General features: G+C 64.3%; 21 protein-coding genes. 11 read left to right on the top strand and 10 right to left on the bottom strand.

The genetic code is table 11. The annotated features are described in order from the left end of the window. The 6 genes from tsaE (at nucleotide 1) to AC1DXU_RS17725 (ending at nucleotide 9,676) form a co-directional block, all read left to right on the top strand. The gene (gene tsaE, locus AC1DXU_RS17750) at nucleotides 1-1,512 is read left to right on the top strand and encodes a tRNA (adenosine(37)-N6)-threonylcarbamoyltransferase complex ATPase subunit type 1 TsaE (RefSeq protein ID WP_477370882.1); all 1,512 of its coding nucleotides are present in this window, start codon (nucleotides 1-3) and stop codon (nucleotides 1,510-1,512) included. Continuing rightward, nucleotides 1,509-2,237 carry a nucleotidyltransferase family protein gene (locus AC1DXU_RS17745; protein ID WP_477370879.1) on the top strand — a complete coding sequence of 243 codons (729 nt, stop codon included), beginning with the start codon at nucleotides 1,509-1,511 and terminating at the stop codon, nucleotides 2,235-2,237. Before tsaE ends, AC1DXU_RS17745 begins: the two co-directional genes overlap by 4 nt. After that, the gene (addB, locus tag AC1DXU_RS17740) at nucleotides 2,234-5,356 is read left to right on the top strand and encodes a double-strand break repair protein AddB (RefSeq protein WP_477370876.1); all 3,123 of its coding nucleotides are present in this window, start codon (nucleotides 2,234-2,236) and stop codon (nucleotides 5,354-5,356) included. Before AC1DXU_RS17745 ends, addB begins: the two co-directional genes overlap by 4 nt. Further along, complete coding sequence (gene addA / locus AC1DXU_RS17735; protein WP_477370873.1) at nucleotides 5,353-8,865, top strand: double-strand break repair helicase AddA; 3,513 nt, start codon at nucleotides 5,353-5,355, stop codon at nucleotides 8,863-8,865. Before addB ends, addA begins: the two co-directional genes overlap by 4 nt. 76 nt (nucleotides 8,866-8,941) lie before the next feature. Then, nucleotides 8,942-9,265: a thioredoxin gene (gene trxA, locus AC1DXU_RS17730; protein WP_127380281.1), complete on the top strand. Its 324-nt coding sequence runs from the start codon at nucleotides 8,942-8,944 to the stop codon at nucleotides 9,263-9,265. Between the two features lie 129 nt (nucleotides 9,266-9,394). Continuing rightward, nucleotides 9,395-9,676 (top strand): cupin domain-containing protein, encoded by a 282-nt coding sequence (locus tag AC1DXU_RS17725; protein ID WP_227343825.1) that lies wholly within the window; start codon nucleotides 9,395-9,397, stop codon nucleotides 9,674-9,676. A 25-nt stretch (nucleotides 9,677-9,701) separates the two neighbouring features. On the opposite strand, the gene AC1DXU_RS17720 is transcribed toward AC1DXU_RS17725, so the two are convergent. The 6 genes from AC1DXU_RS17720 to AC1DXU_RS17695 all read right to left on the bottom strand — a co-directional run bounded on the left by AC1DXU_RS17720 (nucleotide 9,702) and on the right by AC1DXU_RS17695 (nucleotide 15,280). Continuing rightward, nucleotides 9,702-10,121 (bottom strand): VOC family protein, encoded by a 420-nt coding sequence (locus tag AC1DXU_RS17720; protein WP_477370870.1) that lies wholly within the window; start codon nucleotides 10,119-10,121, stop codon nucleotides 9,702-9,704. Continuing rightward, the gene (locus AC1DXU_RS17715) at nucleotides 10,118-11,443 is read right to left on the bottom strand and encodes a bifunctional folylpolyglutamate synthase/dihydrofolate synthase (RefSeq protein ID WP_477370867.1); all 1,326 of its coding nucleotides are present in this window, start codon (nucleotides 11,441-11,443) and stop codon (nucleotides 10,118-10,120) included. The genes AC1DXU_RS17720 and AC1DXU_RS17715 overlap by 4 nt, the downstream gene beginning before the upstream one ends. Before the next feature lie 123 nt (nucleotides 11,444-11,566). Then, complete coding sequence (gene accD, locus AC1DXU_RS17710) at nucleotides 11,567-12,493, bottom strand: acetyl-CoA carboxylase, carboxyltransferase subunit beta (protein ID WP_477259852.1); 927 nt, start codon at nucleotides 12,491-12,493, stop codon at nucleotides 11,567-11,569. A gap of 36 nt (nucleotides 12,494-12,529) precedes the next feature. After that, nucleotides 12,530-13,369 (bottom strand): tryptophan synthase subunit alpha, encoded by an 840-nt coding sequence (gene trpA / locus AC1DXU_RS17705; protein WP_477370864.1) that lies wholly within the window; start codon nucleotides 13,367-13,369, stop codon nucleotides 12,530-12,532. A gap of 2 nt (nucleotides 13,370-13,371) precedes the next feature. Next, nucleotides 13,372-14,592: a tryptophan synthase subunit beta gene (gene trpB / locus AC1DXU_RS17700; protein WP_477370861.1), complete on the bottom strand. Its 1,221-nt coding sequence runs from the start codon at nucleotides 14,590-14,592 to the stop codon at nucleotides 13,372-13,374. 28 nt (nucleotides 14,593-14,620) lie between these two features. Then, the gene (locus AC1DXU_RS17695) at nucleotides 14,621-15,280 is read right to left on the bottom strand and encodes a phosphoribosylanthranilate isomerase (RefSeq protein ID WP_477370858.1); all 660 of its coding nucleotides are present in this window, start codon (nucleotides 15,278-15,280) and stop codon (nucleotides 14,621-14,623) included. Here AC1DXU_RS17695 and AC1DXU_RS17690 point away from each other — a divergent pair. Beyond that, nucleotides 15,267-15,608 carry a hypothetical protein gene (locus tag AC1DXU_RS17690; protein WP_477370855.1) on the top strand — a complete coding sequence of 114 codons (342 nt, stop codon included), beginning with the start codon at nucleotides 15,267-15,269 and terminating at the stop codon, nucleotides 15,606-15,608. The genes AC1DXU_RS17695 and AC1DXU_RS17690 overlap by 14 nt on opposite strands. A gap of 31 nt (nucleotides 15,609-15,639) precedes the next feature. On the opposite strand, the gene AC1DXU_RS17685 is transcribed toward AC1DXU_RS17690, so the two are convergent. From AC1DXU_RS17685 to AC1DXU_RS17670, 4 genes are all read right to left on the bottom strand, one after another. Beyond that, nucleotides 15,640-16,398, bottom strand: a complete 759-nt coding sequence (locus AC1DXU_RS17685) for a M48 family metallopeptidase (protein WP_477370853.1) — start codon at nucleotides 16,396-16,398, stop codon at nucleotides 15,640-15,642. 100 nt (nucleotides 16,399-16,498) lie between these two features. Beyond that, nucleotides 16,499-16,975 carry a DUF2852 domain-containing protein gene (locus AC1DXU_RS17680; RefSeq protein ID WP_477274207.1) on the bottom strand — a complete coding sequence of 159 codons (477 nt, stop codon included), beginning with the start codon at nucleotides 16,973-16,975 and terminating at the stop codon, nucleotides 16,499-16,501. Between the two features lie 118 nt (nucleotides 16,976-17,093). After that, nucleotides 17,094-18,236 carry a benzoate/H(+) symporter BenE family transporter gene (locus tag AC1DXU_RS17675; protein ID WP_477370850.1) on the bottom strand — a complete coding sequence of 381 codons (1,143 nt, stop codon included), beginning with the start codon at nucleotides 18,234-18,236 and terminating at the stop codon, nucleotides 17,094-17,096. Nucleotides 18,237-18,239: 3 nt separating this feature from the next. Further along, nucleotides 18,240-19,010 carry an alpha/beta hydrolase gene (locus tag AC1DXU_RS17670; RefSeq protein WP_477370847.1) on the bottom strand — a complete coding sequence of 257 codons (771 nt, stop codon included), beginning with the start codon at nucleotides 19,008-19,010 and terminating at the stop codon, nucleotides 18,240-18,242. A 231-nt stretch (nucleotides 19,011-19,241) separates the two neighbouring features. Between AC1DXU_RS17670 and infC the strand changes: the two genes are divergently transcribed. The 4 genes from infC to rplT all read left to right on the top strand — a co-directional run bounded on the left by infC (nucleotide 19,242) and on the right by rplT (nucleotide 21,495). After that, nucleotides 19,242-19,778 carry a translation initiation factor IF-3 gene (gene infC, locus AC1DXU_RS17665; protein WP_010912915.1) on the top strand — a complete coding sequence of 179 codons (537 nt, stop codon included), beginning with the start codon at nucleotides 19,242-19,244 and terminating at the stop codon, nucleotides 19,776-19,778. Nucleotides 19,779-19,919: 141 nt separating this feature from the next. After that, a complete protein-coding gene (locus tag AC1DXU_RS17660; RefSeq protein WP_477370844.1) occupies nucleotides 19,920-20,546 on the top strand; it encodes a methyltransferase family protein in 627 nt (208 codons plus the stop codon). 255 nt (nucleotides 20,547-20,801) lie between these two features. Further along, nucleotides 20,802-21,005: a 50S ribosomal protein L35 gene (rpmI, locus tag AC1DXU_RS17655; protein ID WP_006201248.1), complete on the top strand. Its 204-nt coding sequence runs from the start codon at nucleotides 20,802-20,804 to the stop codon at nucleotides 21,003-21,005. Between the two features lie 88 nt (nucleotides 21,006-21,093). Next, a complete protein-coding gene (gene rplT / locus AC1DXU_RS17650; protein ID WP_013528310.1) occupies nucleotides 21,094-21,495 on the top strand; it encodes a 50S ribosomal protein L20 in 402 nt (133 codons plus the stop codon). Nucleotides 21,496-21,527 lie beyond the last annotated feature (32 nt).

Below are 21,527 nucleotides of genomic sequence, written 5' to 3'. Positions count from 1 at the left end.
ATGGCAGGCGTGGTGCTGGAGCGTTTTCTCGCTGACGAAGCTGCGACGGCAAGGCTCGGCGAGGATCTCGCCATGGCGCTGCGGGCCGGTGACGTGCTGGCCCTCAAAGGCGATCTCGGCGCCGGCAAGTCGACCCTGGCGCGGGCGCTGATCCGGGCCCTGGCCGACGATGCCGGGCTCGACGTGCCGAGCCCGACCTTCACCCTGGTACAGAGCTACGACACGCGCATTCCCGTGCATCATTTCGATCTCTACCGCCTGTCCTCAGCCGGCGAAATCGACGAACTCGGTTTCGACGACGCGCTGCTGCAAGGTGCTGCCCTGGTCGAATGGCCGGAACGGGCAGAAGCCTATCTGCCGAAGACTTCTGTCCTGATCGAACTCGTCCATGATGGCGACGGCCGTCTTGCCAGGCTATCCGGGCAAGGTGCGGCCTTCGAACGCGCCGAGCGATCGCTGGCCATGCGCGACTTTCTCGACCAGGCCGGTTGGGGTGATGCGCAAAGGCGGCATTTCGTCGGCGATGCCTCCGCCCGCTCCTACGAAATCGTCTCGCTTGCCGGCCATGCGCCGCGCGTGCTGATGAACTCGCCGCGGCTGGTGCTCGGGCCGCCGGTCCGCGACGGCAAGCCCTATGCCTTGATTGCCCACACTGCCCAATCCGTTTCCGCCTTTGTCGCCATCGACCGCGCCTTGCTGGCCGGTGGCGTCAGTGTCCCGGAGATCCACGCGCAGGATCTCGATCAGGGTTTCCTGCTGATCGAACATCTCGGCGCGGAGGGTTTCCTTGACGGGTACGGCGAGCCGGTGGCCGAACGCTACGCGGCGGCGGCCGAATTGCTGGCGATGATGCACGGCAAGACATGGCCTGCCCGCATGGAGGCAGCGCCCGGCGTCTTTCATGACGTGCCGCCCTTCGACCGCGACGCTATGATGATCGAAGCCGATTTGCTGGTCGACTGGTATGTGCCGATGGTCACGGGCAGTCCGCCAACCGACGCCTTGCGGGCCGGCTACCACAAGGAATGGAACGCCGTGCTCGACCGGCTGGCGGCCAGTGAATACACGCTGATGCTGCGAGACTATCATTCGCCCAACATCATCTGGCGTGGCGACCGTTCCGGCCACGACCGCCTCGGTATCGTCGATGTCCAGGACGCGCTGATCGGCCCTTCAGCCTATGATGTGGGGTCGCTCGCCATGGATGCCCGCGTCACCGTATCGCCTGACATCGAGGCACAGACGCTCAAGGCCTACATCGCGGCGCGCCATGCGGCAGGCGCCTTCGACGAAGCATCCTTCCGGGAGGCTTATGCGATCATGGCTGCGCAACGCAATTCGAAGATCCTCGGCATCTTCGTCCGGCTCGAAAAGCGCGACGGCAAGCCCTATTATCTAAAACACCTGCCGCGCATTCGCGACTATCTGCGGCGGGCGCTGGCGCACCCGGCCTTGAGCGGGCTGCGCGACTTCTATGTCGCCAATGGCCTGCTGGAGGAACGGACATCGTGACGGCAAAGCCCAGGACCGCGATCGTGCTCGCCGCCGGGCTTGGCAAGCGCATGCGGCCGATCACCGACACCATCCCCAAGCCGCTGGTCAAGATAGCCGGCAAGACACTGCTCGACTGGGGCCTCGACAGCCTGGCCGCCGCCGGTGTCGGCAAGGCCGTGGTCAACGTTCATTATTTTCCCGAACAGATCGTCGCCCACGTCGCCGCACGCCGCACGCCGCACATCGTGATTTCAGACGAAAGTGCACAGCTGCTCGATTCCGCCGGTGGTATCGTCAAGGCCTTGCCGGAGCTGGGTGAGCAGCCCTTCTACATCCTCAACGCCGACACCTTCTGGATTGACCACGCTCCGCTCAACCTAGATCGCCTCGCCCTTGCATGGGACGCGACGAAAATGGATATTCTGCTGATGCTGGCTGATCTCAATCAGGCAACCGGACATTGCGGCAGCACCGATTTCCTGGTGGCGCCGGATGGAGGCTTGCGGCGTTCAAAGGGCGATCCGGCCGGGCTGATCTATGCCGGGGCTGCCATCGTCCATCCGCGCCTGTTCAAAAATGCGCCGGCCGGGCCGCACTCGCTCAATGCCTATTTCGATACGGCAATCGCCGCCGGGCGCCTGTTCGGCATGCCGATGCACGGCCACTGGATCACCGTCGGCACGCCCGACGCCATTGCGCTGGCGGAAGCAGCGGTTGCCGGCGCGCTCACCGAGTCGCAATGAGCGGCTCCCGCCGCGCTTTCTCCATCCCGCCCGGAGCGCCGTTTCTGCCGACGCTGGCCGATGCGCTGCTTGCCGGCAGGCTGGTTCCCGGTTTCCGTTTCGACGGCGACCCGCTGGCGCTGGCCGACGTCACCATCTATGTGCCGACACGCCGCGCCGCCCGCGCGCTGCGCGGCGCTTTCGTCGACAGTCTGGGTGGCCGCTCGGCGATCCTGCCGGTCATCCGCCCGCTCGGCGAATTTGACGAGGACGAGGCGGCTTTCGAGGCCGAAGCGTCCGCCGCAATCGACCTGGCGCCGCCGATCTCGGCAATCGAGCGGCTTTTGCTGCTGGCGCCGCTGGTGCGCGCCTGGAAACGCAATTTGCCGGCGCATGTCGCTGCCATGTTCGACGAGGAGATCGTGGTGCCGGCGTCAGCCGCCGACGCCATCTGGCTGGCGCGCGACCTTGCCCGGCTGATGGACGAGATCGAGACCGAGGATTCGGACTGGACCCGGCTGGCCGATCTGGTGACCGGGAACCTCGCCGGCTGGTGGCAGGTGACGCTGAGTTTCCTCGGCATCGTCACCGACGCCTGGCCGAACTTCCTGGCAGAGCGCCACCGCTCCAACCCGGCCGCGCACCGCAATGCGCTGATCCGGCTCGAAGCGGCACGGCTGAAGCGCAATCCACCCGCCGGGCCGGTGATCGCCGCCGGCTCGACCGGGTCGATCCCGGCCACCGCCGAATTGCTGGCCGTGGTCGCCAGCCTGCCCAATGGCGCCGTCGTGTTGCCGGGCCTCGACCGCATGCTCGACGAGGCATCCTTTGCTGCGATTGCAGCACCGGGCGCGCGGCCGGCCTTGCTTGGCCATCCGCAATACGGCCTGGCCAAACTGATCGGCAAGATCGTCGTGCTGCGGGCCGATATCGATGAGGTCGTTGCCGCCGAGACGCCGCTTGCCATCCGCGCGGCTCTTGTCGGCGAAGCGCTGCGGCCGGCCGAAACCACCGAGCTTTGGGCCGAAACCCGCGCGCGGTTCGACGCCGCCGATATCGCCGAGGCCTTTGCCGAGGTGACGCTGGTGGAAGCGGCCAGCGAGCGCGACGAGGCGGTGGCGATTGCCGTGGCGCTGAAGACCGCCGTCGAACAGCCGGGCCAGCGGGCAGCTTTGGTCACCGGCGACCGCGCCCTGGCGCGGCGGGTCTCGGCCGAGCTGTTGCGTTTTGGGGTTGTCGCCGACGATTCCGGCGGCACGCCGCTCGCCAACACGCCGGCGGCCAGCTTGCTCAGACTGGCGCTCCAGGCGGCGTTCCGGCCCGGCGATCCGGTTGGCCTTTTGTCGCTGCTCAAGCACCCGCTGCTTGGTCTCGGCCTGGAGCGAGCAAGCGTGCGCCATGCGGCCGAGCTCATCGAACTGGTGGCGCTGCGCGGCGGTACCGGTCGTCCCGATGTCGTATCGCTACCGCAATTGTTCGAGGCCCGTCTTGCCGGGCTCAGCAGCGACAAGCGCCAGCCCTTCTGGTTTTCCCGGCTGACCGTTAGCGGCATCGAAGGCGCGCGCGATCTGCTGACCCGTCTAACCGACGCGTTGGCGCCACTCACCGCCTATCGCGGGCAGGACGATGCCGATCTGGCCGAACTGACCCGAACCAGCATTGCCGCGCTGGAAAGCCTCGGCCGGGCGGCGGATGGCAATCTGAGCGAACTCTATGCAAGCGACGCTGGCGAAAAGCTCGCCGAGCTTTTGCGCGGGCTGGTCGCCGCCTCGGCGTCGTTCACTTTCGCGGGTCAGGAATGGCCCGACGTGATGGATGCATTGATCGCGCCCGAAACGGTCAAGCCGGGGCAAGGCACAGACCGCAACATCGCCATCTGGGGCGCACTGGAAGCCCGGCTGCAGAGCGTCGACACGCTGGTCATCGGCGGCCTCAATGAAGGCGTGTGGCCGCGCAAGCCGGAAAGCGATCGCTTCATGTCGCGGCTGATGAAGACCGGCATCGACCTCGAACCGCCGGAAAGGCGCATCGGCCTTGCCGCGCATGATTTCCAGATGGCGATGGGGGCAAGAAAGGTGGTGCTGGCGCGCTCTGCCCGTTCCGGCGACGCGCCGGCGGTGCCGTCGCGCTGGCTGCAGCGTATTCTTACGTTCGTCGGCAAGGACCACGCGGCGGTGCTGCGCCGGCGTGGCGATGAATTGCTGGCCTGGGCGCGCACGCTCGATGCCGGTGAGAAGGAAAATTTCGCGCCACGGCCGCAGCCGAAGCCGCCGCTCGATATCAGGCCGCAGCATTTCTCGGTCACCGAGATCGAGACGCTGCGCCGCGACCCCTACGCCGTCTACGCCAAACGGATTCTTGCCCTGATGCCGCTCGATCCGGTGATCCGCGATCCGGGTGCGGCCGAGCGCGGCACGCTTTTCCACGCCATCCTGCATCTGTTCTCGGCGCGCGTCGCCGACCCGCGCGCGCCGGAGGCATTGGAGGGTCTCATCGCCGCCGGCCGGGCCTGCTTTGCCGAGGCAGCACTTCCCGCCGATGTCGAGGCGGTCTGGTGGCCGCGCTTCGAAAAACTGGCCAGCAGCATCATCGAGTGGGAACGCGGCCGCGCCGCTGCCGTGGCACGGCGGCACGCCGAGGAGCGCGCCGAAAAGATCGTCGTCGGCCAATCCGGGGTGACGCTGTCCGGTTATGCCGATCGCGTCGACCTGTTGGCCGGCGGCATGGCCGACATTCTGGATTACAAGACCGGCTCCTCGCCATCCAAGGCGCAGGCGCACACGCTGCTGGCGCCGCAACTGGCGCTGGAGGGCGCGCTGCTCAGGCGCGGCGCCTTCAAGGGGCTGGGCGCGCGCGAACCATCGCAGCTGGCCTTCGTCAGACTGAAGCCGAATGGCGAGGTGTTCGAGGAATCCATCCTCGAATACAACCGCAAGCCGCGCACCGCCACCGATCTCGCCGAAGAGGCCTGGGCGCGGCTGGAAAAGCTGCTGATCCACTATGCCGACCCGGCGGCCGGCTACCTGTCGCGGGCGCTGCCGTTTCGCGAGGGCGAGACCGACGGTGACTACGACCATCTCGCCCGCGTGCTCGAATGGTCCGCCGGCGGCGACACCGACGACGAGGGCGGGGAGGCATGAAGAAAAACTACCCCATTCCGAGCGACACCGCGTCCAGTCAGGCGCGCGCATCCGATCCGCAAAATTCCGCCTGGGTGTCGGCCAATGCCGGATCGGGCAAGACCCATGTGCTGGCCCAGCGCGTCATCCGGCTTCTGTTGCGCGGCACCGATCCGTCAAAAATCCTGTGCCTGACCTACACCCGCGCCGCCGCCGCCAACATGTCGAACCGGGTGTTTTCGACACTGTCGGAATGGACGGCACTGGGCGACCCCGACTTGGCGGCAAGGATTGAAGCGCTGGACGGCCGTCGGCCGGATCGCGAAACCATGCGCCGGGCGCGGCGCCTGTTCGCCGAGGCACTGGAGACGCCGGGCGGCTTGAAGATCCAGACCATCCACGCCTTTTGCGAATCGGTGCTGCATCAGTTCCCGCTGGAAGCCAACATTCCGGCCCATTTCGAAATGCTCGATCCGCAGATGGAGGCGTCGCTGTTTGCCACAGCCCGCCGCGACATGATTTCGGGCACCACCGCCGGCGACATGGAATTGGCCGAGGCCTTCGCCGCCGTGCTGGAACGCAGCGGCGAGGCTGGGCTCGACGCGCTGCTGGGCGAGATCGTGCGCAAGCGCGACGGCCTGCGCGCCTTCATCGATGCTGCCGGCCGCGACCGCTTCCAGGCGCTGTTCGACGAATTCCAGTTCAGCGCCGGCCAGACCGCTGAGACCATAGCGGCGTCCGTCTGGCTGCTGCCGGGCTTTTTGCCGGATTATTTCGCCGGCTTCGCCCGCGCCGCCGAGGACGCCGACGCCCGCATCGTGTTGAACAACATCCTGCCCTATGCCCGTTCTGCCTTCGCCGAGGCCGATCCCATCCGCCGGCTGCAACTGCTGGCCAAGGCCTTGCTGAAGGCGGATGGCGACCCCTACGATCCGGCAAAGGCGTTCAAGAAGGCGTTGCTCGACCGGCTGCCCGATCTGCCGGAACGCTACCTCTCGGCGGTCAGTGCTATTCTCGAGATCTCCGACCGGCTGGCGCTGTTTCGAATGCTGGAAGGCACGCGTGCTGCGCTGACCATCGCCGACTGGCTGATCGCCCGCTACGAGACGCTGAAGCGCGGCCGCGGCTTTCTCGATTTCAACGATCTCATCACCCGTACGGTCAATCTCCTGGCGCGGCCCGATGCCGGCCCCTGGGTGCAATACAAGCTCGACCAGGGCATCGACCACATCCTGCTCGACGAGGCGCAAGACACCAGTCCCGACCAGTGGGAAGTGGTGAAGCGGCTGACGGAGGAGTTCTTTGCCGGGCAGGGCGCGCGCGACACGACCCATCGCACGGTGTTTGCCGTCGGCGACGAAAAACAGTCGATCTATTCCTTCCAAGGAGCAGCACCGGACTCCTTTGCCGACAGCCGGCTTTTGTTTGCCGATCGCGTGCGCGATGCCGAAGCCGCGTTCGCCGATCTCAAGCTGACCTGGTCGTTTCGCTCCACCGACGACGTGCTCGCCGCCGTCGACCGCGTCTTTGCCGAGCCGGGCGTGCGGCGCGGCATCAGCCATGATCCCGATCCGCTCGACCACAAGGCGATCCGTACCGATGCGCCGGGCTATGTCGAAGTGTGGCCATCGATCGGCACCGATGCCGTCGACGAGCCCGACGATTGGACGCAAGCAATCGACCATGCCCATGCACCAGCGGTGCGGGTTGCCGAAAACGTCGCCGCGACCATTGCCGGCTGGATCGGCAGCCGCGAGATCATCGAAGGCCGCGGCCAGAAACTGCGGCCCGGCGATGTGCTGGTGCTGGTGCGCAAGCGCGACCGCTTCGTCCATGCGCTGACGCGGGCGCTGAAGCGCCGCGATATCCCTGTCGCCGGCGCCGACCGGCTGAGCCTGCCCGGACATATCGCGGTGAAGGACCTGATCGCGCTCGGCCATTTCCTGATCCAGCCGCAGGACGATCTGTCGCTGGCCGCCGTGCTGCGCAGCCCGATCTTCGACGTGTCGGAGGAGACGCTGTTCGCGCTCGCAGCGGAGCGGCCTCTAGGATTGTCGCTGATCGCCTCGCTCAGGCAGCACGCCGGCGAAAATACTGCGCTGGCTAATGTCGTCAGCCGCCTCGACGGCTGGGCTAATGAAGCGGCGTTCAAGCCGGTGTTCGAATTCTATGCCGGCGTGCTGGCGCGCGATCGCGTGCGCAAGAAGATGATCGCGCGGCTGGGGCCGGAAGCCGGCGACATATTGGACGAATTCCTCAGCTTCTGCCTGGCCGAGGAGCGGACCGGCCTGCCAGGGCTGGAAGCCTTCCTGTCGACGCTGGAAAACACCGGCCCCGAGATCAAGCGCGAGATGGACCAGACCCGCGACGAGGTGCGCGTCATGACCGTGCACGCGGCCAAGGGCCTGGAAGCGCCGGTGGTGTTCCTGGTCGATGGCGGATCGGCGCCGTTCAGCGACCAGCATCTGCCGCGGCTGATGCCGTTCGACGGCTCGGGCAACAACTGGAATGGCAAGGGTTATCTGTGGCGCGCCGCCAGCGACGTCGCCAACGGTTTTTCGCGCGCCGCCGCGGCGCGGGCGCGGGAGTTGGCCGACGATGAGTACCGCCGGCTGCTTTATGTCGGCATGACGCGGGCCGAGGACCGGCTGATCGTCTGCGGCTATCATGGCAAGCGCGCGCCCAGTACCGGCACCTGGCATTCGATCGTCAGCCGCGCGCTGATCGGCGCGCCTGAAAGTACTGAGCGCCGGCACCCCGCCATAGACGAGCCCGTGCATCGCTTTCGCATAACCAAGCTGTCGCCCGTCGCGCTGGTTTCCGGCGAGGACGCCCGGCAAAAGGAGATCTTCAGGCCACTGCCGGCGACCTTGTTCCGGCCACTGCCGCCTTATGAGGACTTGCCGCGGCCGCTGTCACCGTCCGGCGCTTCGGCGCTGATCGACGAGGCCAAGGAAGCGGTGGTCGATACACGCTCGCCGGTGCTGGACAGCGAGGCGGAGCCCGGCTTTGCGGTGATGCGCGGGCTGGCGCTGCACAAGCTGCTGCAGATGCTGCCCGGCCTTGCCGAAGGCGAACGCCGGGCGGCTGCGGAGCGCTATCTGATCCGCGCGGGCGCGGAATGGCCTGCTGCCGAGCGCGACAAGGCGCTGGCCTCGGTGGCGGCAATCCTCGCCAACAGCCGCTTCGATCAGCTGTTTGGGCCGTCCTCGCGGGCCGAGGTGGCGATCATGGGCAGCCTGGAGGTGAAGGGCAAGAAACGCTCGATCTCCGGCAAGATCGACCGGCTGGCGGTGACGCCCGACCGCGTGTCGATCGTCGACTACAAGACCAACCGGCCGGCGCCCGCCAACCTTGCCGATGTTCCGCCGGCCTATGTCCTGCAGCTTGCGCTCTATCGCGCGCTGCTGCAGCCGCTTTATCCCGGCCGCGAGGTCCAGGCCGCTCTGCTGTTTACCGAAGCGCCGCGGCTGATCGAGCTGCCGGCGGCGGCCATGGATGCCGCCCTTGCCCGACTCACGGGAGCGTGACACAACACCTGCTTGAAGAAGGGCTCGATCACCACCACATTTGGTGGGACAAAAACTTTCGAAAGGAATTTTCCATATGGCCACCGTCAAGGTCGACAAGAGCAACTTCCAGACCGACGTGCTCGACGCCAACGTACCGGTCGTCGTCGATTTCTGGGCGGAATGGTGCGGCCCGTGCAAGATGATCGCGCCGGCGCTCGAGGACATCGCCACCGAGCTGGGCGCCAAGGTGAAGATCGCCAAGCTCAACATCGACGAGAATCCCGAGCTTGCCGCGCAGTTCGGCGTGCGCTCGATCCCGACGCTGATGATCTTCAAGGGCGGCGAAATGGCCGACATGAAGGTCGGCGCGGCGCCGAAGACCGCACTGTCGCACTGGATCAATGGAAACCTCGCCTGAGCGGACCGACATTCCCGGCAAAAGCCCGGCCATCGTGCCGGGCTTTTTGTTGGCGTCATCGCTGAGCCGCTCTGGCCCTCGCGTCGGCGCACGCCATGTCTTCTGTTTTGACAAAACAGGAGAAGCGACATGACCGGATCTGCCAAGGCCACCGTCTTCATCGACAATGAGCGTGTCATCGTCACCGAATATCGCTTCGCCCCGGGCGACAACACCGGCTGGCACCGACATGGCCACGACTATGTCGTCGTGCCGCTGATGGACGGCAAGGTGAAGCTGCTGACCAAGGACGGCGAATCCTTCGCCGAGATGAAGAAGGGTGCGCCGTACTTCCGCAAGGAGGGCGTCGAGCACGACGTCATCAGCGCCAATGAGGGCGAGTACGCCTTCATCGAGATCGAGCTGAAATAATCCACCAAGGCCGCATCGGGTGCGACTACCAGTCGGCGATGCGGTCGCCGCCGGTGAATTGCGCGCTTTTTACGGTATATTCGAACAGCTCGATCTTCACCCCGTTGGGATCGCGGATCCAGGCCTGGAAGGTGTCGTCGCAGGCATGCTTCTTGGCTGTCACGTCGATGCCCTTCGAGCTGATATGGGCGATCGCCGCGTCGATATCTTCCACCTCAAGGCAGAAATGGTTGATCTGGTTGAGCTCGCTGAAGCTCGTGCCGTCCTTCTGGAACACCTCGACATGGCTGCGTCCGCCGCAATCGAGGTAGAAGCCGAAAACCGTGCCGTCGCGCAGGAAATTGAATTTTATGTCCATGCCCAGCACGTCCCGGTAGAAGCTTCGCGTCGCTTCCAGATCATGCGCGAAGATGCAGGCATGGGCGAGCTGCTTGACCTTGATCATGTCGGCGGCGTGCCGTTTTCGGCCAGCACCGCGCCGACGAAATAAAGCGATCCGCCGATCAGGACGCGCGGCGGCGGTCCGTCCCAGGTGTCGCGCAGCAGCATCAGCGCGCTGGCGACGGAACTCACCGGTTCGGCTGTCAGCCCGGCCTCCGTGGCGCGGATCGCCAGTTCGTCATTCGCCACGCCGGCTTCACTCATGCTCACCGGCACGGTGTAGACATGCCGGACCAGCCCCTTGAAGGCACTGAAATAGCCGCTCTGGTCCTTGGTGTTGATCATGCCGGCGATCAGGAACAGCGGCCGCGGGTGCTTTTCCTCCTGCTCGGCCAGCGCTTCGGCAACGACGATGCCGGCGCCTGGATTGTGGCCGCCGTCGAGCCAGATGTCGGCGCCTTTGGGCGCCAGATCCACCAGCCTGCCCTGCGACAATTTCTGCATCCGGCCCGGCCAGACAACGCTCGTCATCGCCTTTTCGGCGGCGCGGTGGCTGATCTCGAAACCCGCCGCCTTGACCGCGGCGATCGCCGCCGCCGCATTGGCGAACTGGTGGCGCCCCGGCAGGCGCGGCGGCGGCAGGTCCATCAGACCGTCTTCGTCCTGATAGACCATGCGGCCGTTTTCCTCATAGGCGAGGAAGTCCTGGCCATAGACAAAGGACGGACAGTCAAGCCGCTCGGCGGTTTCGATGATGGCCTGCAGCGCCGGCTCGCTTTCCTGGGCGCCGATGACCACCGGACAGCCGCGCTTGATGATGCCGGCCTTTTCGACCGCGATCAGCTCAACCCGATCGCCGAGATAGGCCTGATGGTCGAGCGAGACCGGCATGATCACCGAGACGGCCGGCTCGCTGATGACATTGGTGGCGTCAAGTCGGCCACCGAGGCCGACCTCGATGATCGCCACATCGGCCGGATGTTCGGAAAACAGCAGGAACGTGACCGCGGTCAAAATCTCGAAAACGGTGATTTTTTCGCCGCCATTGGCCTTGGCGACGCGGGCGATGGCATCGGCGAAGACCTTGTCGTCAACCAGCTTGCCGCCGCCATCGGCGGCCAGCCGGTAGCGCTCATGCCAGTTCACCAGATGTGGCGAGGTGTGGACATGGACGCGGTAGCCCGAGGCTTCGAGCAGCGCGCGCGAAAAGGCGGCGCAGGAGCCCTTGCCGTTGGTGCCGGCGATATGGATGACCGGCGGCAATTGGTCCTGCGGATTGCCCAGCCGCTCCAGCAGCCGCGATATGCGGCCAAGCGAAAGGTCGAAGCCCTTCGGGTGAAGCGCCATCAGGCTTTCGATTTCGCGGTCGGCGGCAAGCGTGGTCATGGACGAATCCTAGCGCATGACCCCGAAAATCGGAATCGATTTTCGGAAAGGATCATGCGCAATCAAGAAGCTAAGCGCGTCGCAAAGCGCGCGCAATCGCGGTTCGCGGCTAACGATGTCGCGTCAGGCCTGTGGCCGGGCTTCCGGCGGGATCAGCGCCGGCGGCAGGATTTCCGGCTCCAGCGGCTTTTGTTCTTCCGGCAGCTTGAGCAGCATTTTCAAGAGCCTGGAAATTGTCCCGCGCAGCTCAAGCCGCGACACCACCATGTCGACCATGCCGTGCTCCATCAGATATTCGGAGCGCTGGAAGCCGTCGGGAAGCTTTTCGCGGATGGTCTGCTCGATGACGCGCGGGCCGGCAAAGCCGATCAACGCGCCGGGTTCGGCAATGTGGACGTCGCCCAGCATGGCGTAGGAGGCGGTGACGCCGCCGGTGGTCGGGTTGGTCAGCACGACGATGTAGGGCAGACCGGCTTCCTTCAGCCGGTCGACGCCGACGGTGGTGCGCGGCAATTGCATCAGCGACAGGATGCCTTCCTGCATGCGGGCGCCGCCGGAGGCCGCGAACAGGATCAGCGGCCGCTTGCGCTGCAAGGCGACCTCGAAGCCATGCACGATGGCGTCACCGGCGGCCATGCCGAGCGAACCGCCCATGAAGGCAAAGTCCTGCACCGTCACCACCACCGGCAGGCCTTCGACTGACCCAACCGCGTTGACGATGGCGTCTTCCAGGCCGGTCTTGGCCTTGGCGTCCTTCAGCCGGTCGGTGTAGCGCTTTTCGTCGCGGAACTTGAGCGGGTCCTGCATGACCTTGGGGTTCTCAAGCTGCTCGTATTTGCCGTCGTCGAGGAAGAATTTCAGCCGCTCCTTGGCCGAGATCTTCATGTGATGGCCGGAAGACGGGATGACGAACTGGTTCTGTTCCAGATCCTTGTGGAACACCATCTCGCCTGTCTCCGGATCCTTGATCCAGAGATTTTCGGGCATGTCGGTGCGCCGGCCGAGCATCGAATTGATCTTCGGGCGAACGTAGTTGGTGATCCAGTTCATCGCTTCGGCTCCTGTCCTGACGAAGACGTAGGAAGATTATTCGGCGGCAGCAAGGCGGGCCGAGCGCACGCCTTGCGCAAGGCCGCTGACCAAAGTGGCGACGGCTTCGGCCGGATCGGCGGTCTTTTCGCCCTTCGGCCCCAGCACGTTGGCCACCGCGTTGACGATCGCGGTGCCGACGACGACGCCGTCGGCATTGGCGCCGATGACGCGCGCCTGCTCGGCGGTCTTGACGCCGAAGCCGACGCAGACCGGCAGGTCGGTGTGGCCCTTGATGCGCTTGACGGCGGAAGCCACCTTGCCGGTGTCGGCCAGTGCCGAGCCGGTGATGCCGGTCATCGAGACGTAGTAGACGAAGCCCGACGTGTTCTGCAGCACCTTGGGCAGGCGCTTGTCGTCGGTGGTCGGCGTCGCCAGCCGGATGAAGTTGATGCCGGCCTTCAGTGCCGGAATGCAGAGTTCCTCATCCATCTCCGGCGGCAGGTCGACGACGATGAGCCCGTCGATGCCGCTGGCAATCGCGTCCCTGAGGAAGCGGTCGACACCGTAGATGTAGATCGGGTTGTAGTAGCCCATCAGCACGATCGGCGTTTCATTGTCACCGGCGCGGAAGTCCGCCGCCATCTTCAGCGTCTTGACCAGCGTCTGGCCGCCTTTCAGCGCGCGCAAACCGGCCGCCTGGATCGCCGGGCCATCGGCCATCGGATCGGAAAACGGCATGCCGAGCTCGATGATGTCGCTGCCGGCGCCGGGCAACGCCTTCATGATCGACAGCGAAGTGTCGTAGTCCGGGTCGCCGCCCATGAAATAGGTGACGAGCGCCGGGCGGCCTTCGATCTTCAGTTTTGCCATGCGGCGGTCGATGCGGGTGGTCATGATCAGATCTCCATGCCCAGCATCGAGGCCACCGTGTGCACGTCCTTGTCGCCGCGGCCGGACAGGTTGACGATGACGATCTGGTCCTTGTCCATGGCAGGCACGATTTTCACCGCATGGGCGATGGCGTGCGCGGATTCCAGCGCCGGTATGATGCCTTCGACCCGCGTCGTCAGCTTGAACGCCTCCAGCGCCTCGTCATCGAGAATCGGCACATACTCGACACGGCCCGAGTCGCGCAGCCAAGAGTGCTCCGGACCGACGCCGGGATAGTCGAGCCCTGCCGAGATCGAATGGCCGTCCATGATCTGGCCGTCGGCATTCTGCAAGAGATAGGTGCGATTGCCGTGCAGCACGCCGGGCGCGCCGGCACTCATCGAGGCGCAATGCTCGATGCCGTCAAGGCCGCGGCCGCCGGCTTCGATGCCGATGATGCGGACCTCCTTGTCGTCAAGGAAGGGATGGAACATGCCGATGGCGTTCGAGCCGCCGCCGACACAGGCGATGATGGTGTCCGGCAGCCGGCCTTCCTGCTCGATGATCTGCGCGCGGGCTTCCGAACCAATGACCGACTGGAAGTCGCGCACCAGTTCCGGATAGGGATGCGGGCCAGCGGCGGTGCCGATCAGGTAATAGGTATCCTCGACATTGGTCACCCAGTCACGCAGCGCCTCGTTCATGGCGTCCTTCAACGTGCCGTGGCCGGCAGTCACCGGGCGCACTTCGGCGCCCAGCAACTTCATGCGGAAGACGTTGGGGCTTTGGCGGGCGACGTCAGTGGCGCCCATATAGACGACGCAGGGAAAGCCGAAGCGCGCCGCAACCGTGGCCGATGCCACGCCATGCTGGCCGGCGCCGGTCTCGGCGATGATGCGCTTCTTGCCCATGCGCTTGGCCAGCAGGATCTGGCCGAGACAGTTGTTGATCTTGTGCGAGCCGGTGTGGTTCAGATCCTCGCGCTTGAAATAGACCTTGGCGCCGCCGAGATGTTTGGTCAGGCCTTCGGCGAAATACAGTTTTGACGGCCGCCCGGCATAGTGGGTCGACAGGTTCTGCAGCTCGGCCTTGAACTCCGGATCGTTCTTGACCTCGTTCCAATGCCGTTCCAGGTCGAGGATCAGCGGCATCAGCGTCTCGGCGACGAAACGGCCGCCAAAGATGCCGAACATGCCCTGTTCGTCGGGTCCGGTGCGGAAGGAATTGGGTGTCGCCGGCTGGTCCATCGCCGATCTCCTGGTTCGAAAAAATTGTTCAGGCGGCGCGGTTGTCGCGTGCTGCCCTGACGGCCCGGAAAAACTGTTCGATCAGCGCCGGATCCTTGACGCCCGGCGCGCTTTCCACGCCTGAGGAAATGTCTATTCCGGGCGGATTGGCAAGCCGAAGGGCGTCGCCGATGTTGGCGGCGTTGAGCCCACCGGAAAGCATGTAATCGACGCTTGCGTCAAGGCCGGCCAGAATATGCCAGTCAAAGGCGACGCCGTTGCCGCCCGGCAGTTGCGAACCTTTCGGCGGCTTGGCATCGAACAGGAAGCGGTCGGCAATGCCGATGAAGGGTTTTATCCGCTCCAGATCGGCAGCCTCGCTGACCGACAGCGCCTTCATCACCGGCAAGCCATAGCGCGCTTTGACCTCGGCCACCCGCGCAGGCGTTTCCGAGCCGTGTAGCTGAAGCATGTCGGGATGCATCTTGTCGACGATCTCATCCAGAAACGCATCGCTGGCGTCGACGGTGACGGCGACCGCTATGGCCTTGCCCTGCGCCGCCTGGCGCAAGCGGCCGGCTTCAACAGGCTCGACATAGCGCGGGCTCTTGTCAAAGAAAATAAAGCCGACATGGCTGGCGCCGCCGGCCAATGCCGCAGCCAGTGCCCCGTCGGTCTTCAACCCGCATATCTTGATGTCGAGCGCCATGGCGCGGGGATTGGCACGAAACGGCAAAAGAGTCGAGAAAAAGCATCCTGTTTGCCGCCGGGGCGGAAAGCGCTACCTTCGTTCAGACAACAGGCGGGAGCATATGGCCATGGCAGACGAAACCGCTGCGGAACTCAAACAAAAGATTGCGCAGGCCCGCGAGGTGATCGCGCATCTGATGGACAAGGCGGCCTTCAACGGCGCCGAGGCGCACCGGGCGCTCGACTATTTCGGCGGCGACGCGTTCGAGAAGAACTTTTTACCGTGGCCGCGCCATGGCGATGAAGGGCTGCGGCCTGAGGATCTCAACGCGGCGAATGATGACTGATAGGGCCCAGCCACAACTGAGCCGACCGGCTCTACTCGAACACGATCGCCTGCAGCGCGCCGCCATTGCGCTTCAGCCAGTCCTTGCAACGGTCGGTGTCGGGGCAGAGTTTTTCACACAATTTCCAGAATTTCGGGCCGTGGTTCATCTCCTTGAGATGCGCCACCTCATGCGCCACGAGGTAGTTTATGACCGGCTGCGGCGCCATCATGATGCGCCAGGAAAAGGACAGATTGCCTTCGGACGTGCATGACCCCCAGCGGCTGGACGTGTCCTTGTAACGGATCGCCTTGGCGCGCTTGCCGAGCGCCTCGGTGTGTTTGATCACCAGCTTTTCGATTTCCTTCTTGGCCTCGCGCTTCAAGAAATCGGCGATGCGGCGCGGCAGATGTATCCGGTCGCCATGCACGATGAGGAGCGGGCCACGCTCGTCGCGCGACAGGGAGACGTTGCCGCGTTTGGCGGGTTCATGGACGATGCGATGCGGCACGCCGCGCAGCGGTATCTTGATGCCGGGCCGCACCTGCGGCCGGTTGGGCACCTTGGCCAGACGCTGCTCCAGCCAATCCTGATGGCGATGCAGGAACTTTTCCACCTCGCCGCGGCGCAGGCCCGGCGGCACGGTGATGCGCAGCCCACGGCCACCGGAATCGATGCGCAGCGTCAGCCGCCGCGCCCGGTCGCTCTCGACGATCTTGAGCGGCAATGAGCGGCCGGCAACAACATGCTCACGCTCTTCAACAGGGGAAGGCGTGGGTTTCGTCAGGTTGCGGAAGAAGCCGAAGGACATGGCGGAACGATACGCGATTCGAGGAAAACGACCAGAACAAAAAAGAAACGGCGCCGCTTGCGCGACGCCGTTTTTGCATGCCGAGCCCTGTCGCTGGGGCTCAGTCGTCGAGAAGGTTCGAACCCTTGCCGCGCTTGGCCGGCTTGCTCGGCTCGGTCGTCGTCGTCGGAGCCGTCGCCTTGTTGCGGTTGGCCATGAAGCGGTCGAACTCGTCCTGGTCCTTGGCGCGGCGCAATTCGCGGGCGTACTCGTCGAACTGGGTCAGCATCTCGTCGAGCTTGTTGCGCTCTTCATTGAGACGCTCGAGTTCCTTTTCGCGCCAGTCGTCGAAAGCGACGTTGCCGGTGCGAGCCGAACCATGGCCCCAGCGGGCGGCCTTGTCGGAACCGCGGCGGCAGCCGGCGAAGATGCCGTCGGTGGCGCGGTTGACGTCGCGCTTGAAGCCGTCGAGCCGGTCGCCCCAGATGATGTAGGCGAGCATGGCGAAGCCGAGCGGCCAGAACACCATAAAACCAACCACCATCAACGCGATGGTCGCCGGCGTCCACGCCGGACGGATCAATGCAGATGTGTTCATTTTCTCCCAATCCTTCAGTTGGAGACAGCCAAGATCGGGCTGCGTGGATTCGAAATGGGATGGGAAAAACGGCGATTCAAGACAATGTCCGCTAAAACCGGACAAGGTCCTGAAATGATTATCGCTTTTTGAGCATTTCCAGGAAAAGCACGACCAGTCCGGCGATCAGGCCCCAGAAGGCGGCGCCGACGCCGAACAGCGTCAACCCCGACGCGGTGACGACAAAGGTGACGGTGGCAGCCATGCGCTCGCCCTCTTCCTTCAGCGCGATCGACAGCGCGTTGGCGAGCGACGCCATCAGCGCCAGGCCGGCGACGAGCACGATCAGGCTCTGCGGCAGCACGGCGAAGATCGCCACCAGCGAAGCGCCGAACATCGCGAAGACGAGGTAGGCAAGCGCATAGAACGGGCCGGTCTTCCAGCGCTCGGCCGGGTCCGGATCGACGTCCGGCCCGGTGCAGATCGCCGCCGAGATCGCCGCCAGATTGGTGGTCGAGCCGCCAAACGGCGCCGATAGCAGCGAGAACAGGCCGGTGACGCCGATCAGCGGGCCGGGTTCGGGATGATAGCCGGCGGCGCGCAGCACAGCGAGACCGGACAGGTTCTGCGAGGCCATGGTGACGAGGTAGAGCGGCAGCGCCAGGCCGATGATCGCAGGCAAGGTGAAGTGCGGCATAATCAGCGTCAATGTCGACAGTTCCGGCGTCGGCAAGCCGCCAACGCGGCCGGTGAGGAAAGCGGCAAAACCGCCGCCGATCAGCACTGCCAGCACCGACAGCGCCGGATTGAACAGGCGGATGACGAAGAAGGCCGCGATCAGCGGCAGGATCAGCCATGGATCGACGGGAACGGTCTTGACCGCATTCAGCGCGAAGGTGACGACAATGCCGGCCAGCATGCCTGAGGCAACGGAGGGCGGTATCCTTGAAATCAGCTGCGTCAGCGGCCGAAACAGGCCGGTGGCGATCAAAAGGATGCCGGTGACGATAAAGGCGGCGACGGCCTCACCCATCGAAAAGCCGCTCGATGCCGCAATCAGCGCCAGGCCCGGCGTCGACCAGGCGGTGATAACAGGCATTTTCGTGCGCCATGACAGCCACAGGCTCTCGATGGCCATCGCCAGGCAGATGGTGGTCACCCAGCTCGCCGTCTCTGTCTGCGTCGCGCCGACCGCCTTGGCTGCGGCAATGACAATGGCCAGCGTGCCGCCGAAACCGACAATCGCCGCGACGAAGGCGGATACGGGAATGGAAATGCGCATTTTCTACCCTGCCTGCTGGACCATGGCGCCCACGGCACGAACCAGCATGTCGAGATCCTGTGGTCTGGACAGGCGGTGGTCGCCCTCGGGGATGAGCGATAGCGTCACGTCGTCGGCCGGCAGCAGGCCGACCAGCTTCAGCGCATGGCTCGCCGGTACATCCGCGTCGGCCAGACCCTGCAGGATGTGGACGGGACAGTGGGTGTCGATCGGCCCTGTCATTGTCAGGTTGTTGCGGCCATCTTGGATCAGCGCATGTGTGTAGATGTAAGGCTCGGCGGAATAGTCCGACGGCTCCTCGAAGAAGCCCCTTTCCGCAAGGTCGTGCTTCTGCGCCTCGGTCAGAGACGGCTCGACCAGTTCGGCGGTGAAATCCGGCGCCGGCGCCAGCAGCACCAGGCCGGCAATGCGCTCCTCGCCTGCCTTGCGCAATTCCTGCACCATGCGCAGCGCGATCCAGGCACCCATAGAGGAGCCAACCAGGATCTGCTTGCCTTGCGTGAAATGGCGCAAGACCGCGAGGCTTTGCGCCAGCCATTTCGAGATGGTGCCGTCGGCGAAGGCACCACCCGATTCGCCATGGCCGGAATAATCATGGCGCAGGAAGGCGCGGCCTTCCCGGTCTGCCCAGTCCGACAGCGTCTGCGCCTTGGTGCCCAACATGTCGGATTTGTAGCCGCCGAGCCAAACGATGCCGGGCTCGGCACCTGCCATCTGCCTAACGGCGATGGCTGTTCCCTCAACGTCCAGAAAAACCGGGGGACTGACTATCATGGCTTGTTCCTTCGCGCCGGTCTCGTGGCACGCCGGTCTTTTGGCACAGCCGGGGGCTCAACGAAAAGTGCTTGGCGCGTTTCTTCGCTTGGCGCAGCCGAAGGTGGCGGACGCAGGGTGATTTCCTGTCAGCGCTGTGCTATTGACTCCGCCCGCGCGCTCACCACATTGGCGCGTTCACCGATTTGCACTGAAGAACCCTGAACGAAACGGCTCAAGGAGACCACGACCATTCGCAGACCTTTCAAAGCAGCGGCGCCCACCAAGGATGGCCCGCGCTCCAACCGTGATATCCGGGTTCCCCGGGTCCAGCTCATCGACGCCGAAGGCCAGAACCGAGGCGATGTCTCCATCAACGACGCATTGCTGCTCGCCGAAGAGGCCGGGCTCGATCTGGTCGAGATATCGCCCAATGCGGTGCCGCCCGTCGTAAAAATCCTCGATCTCGGCAAGCTGAAATACGCCAACCAGAAGAAGGCGGCCGAGGCGCGCAAGAACCAGAAGGTCATCGAGATCAAAGAGATCAAGATGCGCCCGAATATCGACAGCCACGACTACGAGACCAAGATGAAGGCCGTTCGGCGCTTCTTCGAGGAAGGCGACAAGGTCAAGCTGACCCTGCGCTTCCGTGGCCGCGAGATGGCGCATATGGAACTCGGCATGCAGCTTCTGAACAAGGTCCGCGAGGAGGTGGCGACCATCGCCAAGGTCGAAGCGGAACCGAAGCTCGAAGGCCGCCAGATGATGATGGTGCTGGCTCCCCGCTAGATCACGATAAGTTCAGCGTGGTGATGGCGCTCTAAATCCGCCTTGATGATATTCCACGGCGTCCCGGCGATCGGCGGGACGCCTGTTTCTTGTCCAGATGCTGCGATCGCCGGCAAAGCTTTTCGACGATCGGATTCCGACATGGTCAATGAGGTCAAATACGAGACGGGCGACTATCAGCACACGCGCAGGATGGTGCTGGCCGTGCTCGTCGTCGTGCTGTTCGCGGCGCTGCTGTTCGGGCAGTCGACGTTTCCCCCGGATACACCGGTGCACGAAACCATCGAGATGTTCGGCGTGCTTTTGATCTTCCTCGGCGTCGTCGGACGCTTGTGGTCGACGCTCTATATCGGTGGGCGCAAATCCTCCGAGGTGGTGACCGGTGGACCCTATTCGATCACCCGCAACCCGCTCTATGTCTTCTCGAGCATCGCTGCCGCCGGCGTCGGCGCGCAGATCGGCTCGATCACCGGCACGATCGGCTTCGGGCTACTCTGCGCCGGCGCCTTTCACATCGTCATCCGGCACGAGGAGAAAGTCCTCAAGGAGGCACTTGGCGCGCCATACAAGGCCTATCTGGCGAAAGTGCCGCGCTTCTTCCCGAAGCTGTCGCTTTACGAGGAAGGCGATACCGGCAGCTTCAAGCCGCGCCTGCTGCTGACCACGCTGCTCGACGGCCTGGTGTTCCTGGTGGCGCTGCCGGTCTTCGAAACCATCGACGGCGCCCAGCAGTCGGGGATTCTGCCGGTGCTGTTCCGAATCCCTTAGGGCCTGTCGATATTCAGGTGATGCCGGCCTGACCTGAATCTCACCAGACCCTGGGCAACCGGCGCGACTTATAGCCCCGGACAGAGCGTCGCATCCCTTGAGGTGTTGCGCACCAGCCTGCTTTGACGTATAGGACCGCCGTTCCAAGAAAACCGCCCGGCAGGGCATGCCGTGGCGGTTTCATTTGCTTTTCGGGCTTTGGTCGCCTGAAGCGAACAAAAAGCGCGATCGTGCGCACATAAACGGAGTAGCAAAATGCCCAAGATGAAGACCAAGTCGGCCGCCAAGAAGCGGTTCAAGATCACAGGTACGGGTAAAGTCCTGTCGGCTGCGGCCGGCAAGCGTCACGGCATGATCAAGCGTTCCAACAAGTTCATTCGAAATGCCCGCGGCACGATGGTTCTGGCTGAACCGGATGGCAAGAAGGTCATCAAGAATTTTCTGCCGAACGGCCTCTGAGGCATTCGGTCCGGACACGCATTTGTTTTACGCAATTCCGAACGGAAAGCCGCCAGGCACCTGGAATTGCTTTTAAGGAGATCATGACATGGCACGCGTAAAGAGAGGCGTCACCTCGCACGCCAAGCACAAGAAGGTCCTGAAAGCCGCGAAAGGCTTCTACGGCCGCCGCAAGAACACCATCCGCATCGCCAAGCAGGCGGTGGAAAAGTCGCTGCAGTACGCGTATCGCGACCGCAAGAACCGCAAGCGCTCGTTCCGCGCGCTGTGGATTCAGCGCATTAACGCCGCGACGCACGAGCATGGCCTGACCTATGGCCGCTTCATCGACGGCCTCAACAAGTCGGGCATCGAGATCGATCGCAAGATCCTGTCGGACATGGCCATCCACGAGCCACAGGCTTTCGCAGCCCTGGTTGCCAAGGCCAAGGTCGCGCTCGAATATCTGAAGAACACCACGCCGAACGCTTTTGAAAGCGCTGTCGCTTAAGACCAGCGCTTCCCAAGCATTCGAAATTCTGA

This window comes from Mesorhizobium sp. P3_A10 (assembly GCF_056403175.1).
Note: the sequence above shows the minus strand (reverse complement) of the source record. Positions and strands in the feature narration are given on the sequence as shown.

Excerpts from the sequence above, each read along its gene's own strand:
- AC1DXU_RS17680 (WP_477274207.1), bottom strand. The coding sequence starts at position 16,975 with ATGAACACATCTGCATTGATCCGTCCGGCGTGGACGCCGGCGACCATC.
- AC1DXU_RS17725 (WP_227343825.1), top strand. The coding sequence starts at position 9,395 with ATGACCGGATCTGCCAAGGCCACCGTCTTCATCGACAATGAGCGTGTC.
- AC1DXU_RS17685 (WP_477370853.1), bottom strand. The coding sequence starts at position 16,398 with ATGTCCTTCGGCTTCTTCCGCAACCTGACGAAACCCACGCCTTCCCCT.
- AC1DXU_RS17660 (WP_477370844.1), top strand. The coding sequence starts at position 19,920 with ATGGTCAATGAGGTCAAATACGAGACGGGCGACTATCAGCACACGCGC.
- AC1DXU_RS17695 (WP_477370858.1), bottom strand. The coding sequence starts at position 15,280 with ATGGCGCTCGACATCAAGATATGCGGGTTGAAGACCGACGGGGCACTG.
- addB (WP_477370876.1), top strand. The coding sequence starts at position 2,234 with ATGAGCGGCTCCCGCCGCGCTTTCTCCATCCCGCCCGGAGCGCCGTTT.
- AC1DXU_RS17715 (WP_477370867.1), bottom strand. The coding sequence starts at position 11,443 with ATGACCACGCTTGCCGCCGACCGCGAAATCGAAAGCCTGATGGCGCTT.
- tsaE (WP_477370882.1), top strand. The coding sequence starts at position 1 with ATGGCAGGCGTGGTGCTGGAGCGTTTTCTCGCTGACGAAGCTGCGACG.
- rpmI (WP_006201248.1), top strand. The coding sequence starts at position 20,802 with ATGCCCAAGATGAAGACCAAGTCGGCCGCCAAGAAGCGGTTCAAGATC.
- AC1DXU_RS17720 (WP_477370870.1), bottom strand. The coding sequence starts at position 10,121 with ATGATCAAGGTCAAGCAGCTCGCCCATGCCTGCATCTTCGCGCATGAT.
- AC1DXU_RS17670 (WP_477370847.1), bottom strand. The coding sequence starts at position 19,010 with ATGATAGTCAGTCCCCCGGTTTTTCTGGACGTTGAGGGAACAGCCATC.
- trpA (WP_477370864.1), bottom strand. The coding sequence starts at position 13,369 with ATGACCACCCGCATCGACCGCCGCATGGCAAAACTGAAGATCGAAGGC.
- trxA (WP_127380281.1), top strand. The coding sequence starts at position 8,942 with ATGGCCACCGTCAAGGTCGACAAGAGCAACTTCCAGACCGACGTGCTC.
- AC1DXU_RS17690 (WP_477370855.1), top strand. The coding sequence starts at position 15,267 with ATGTCGAGCGCCATGGCGCGGGGATTGGCACGAAACGGCAAAAGAGTC.
- trpB (WP_477370861.1), bottom strand. The coding sequence starts at position 14,592 with ATGGACCAGCCGGCGACACCCAATTCCTTCCGCACCGGACCCGACGAA.
- accD (WP_477259852.1), bottom strand. The coding sequence starts at position 12,493 with ATGAACTGGATCACCAACTACGTTCGCCCGAAGATCAATTCGATGCTC.
- AC1DXU_RS17675 (WP_477370850.1), bottom strand. The coding sequence starts at position 18,236 with ATGCGCATTTCCATTCCCGTATCCGCCTTCGTCGCGGCGATTGTCGGT.
- addA (WP_477370873.1), top strand. The coding sequence starts at position 5,353 with ATGAAGAAAAACTACCCCATTCCGAGCGACACCGCGTCCAGTCAGGCG.
- rplT (WP_013528310.1), top strand. The coding sequence starts at position 21,094 with ATGGCACGCGTAAAGAGAGGCGTCACCTCGCACGCCAAGCACAAGAAG.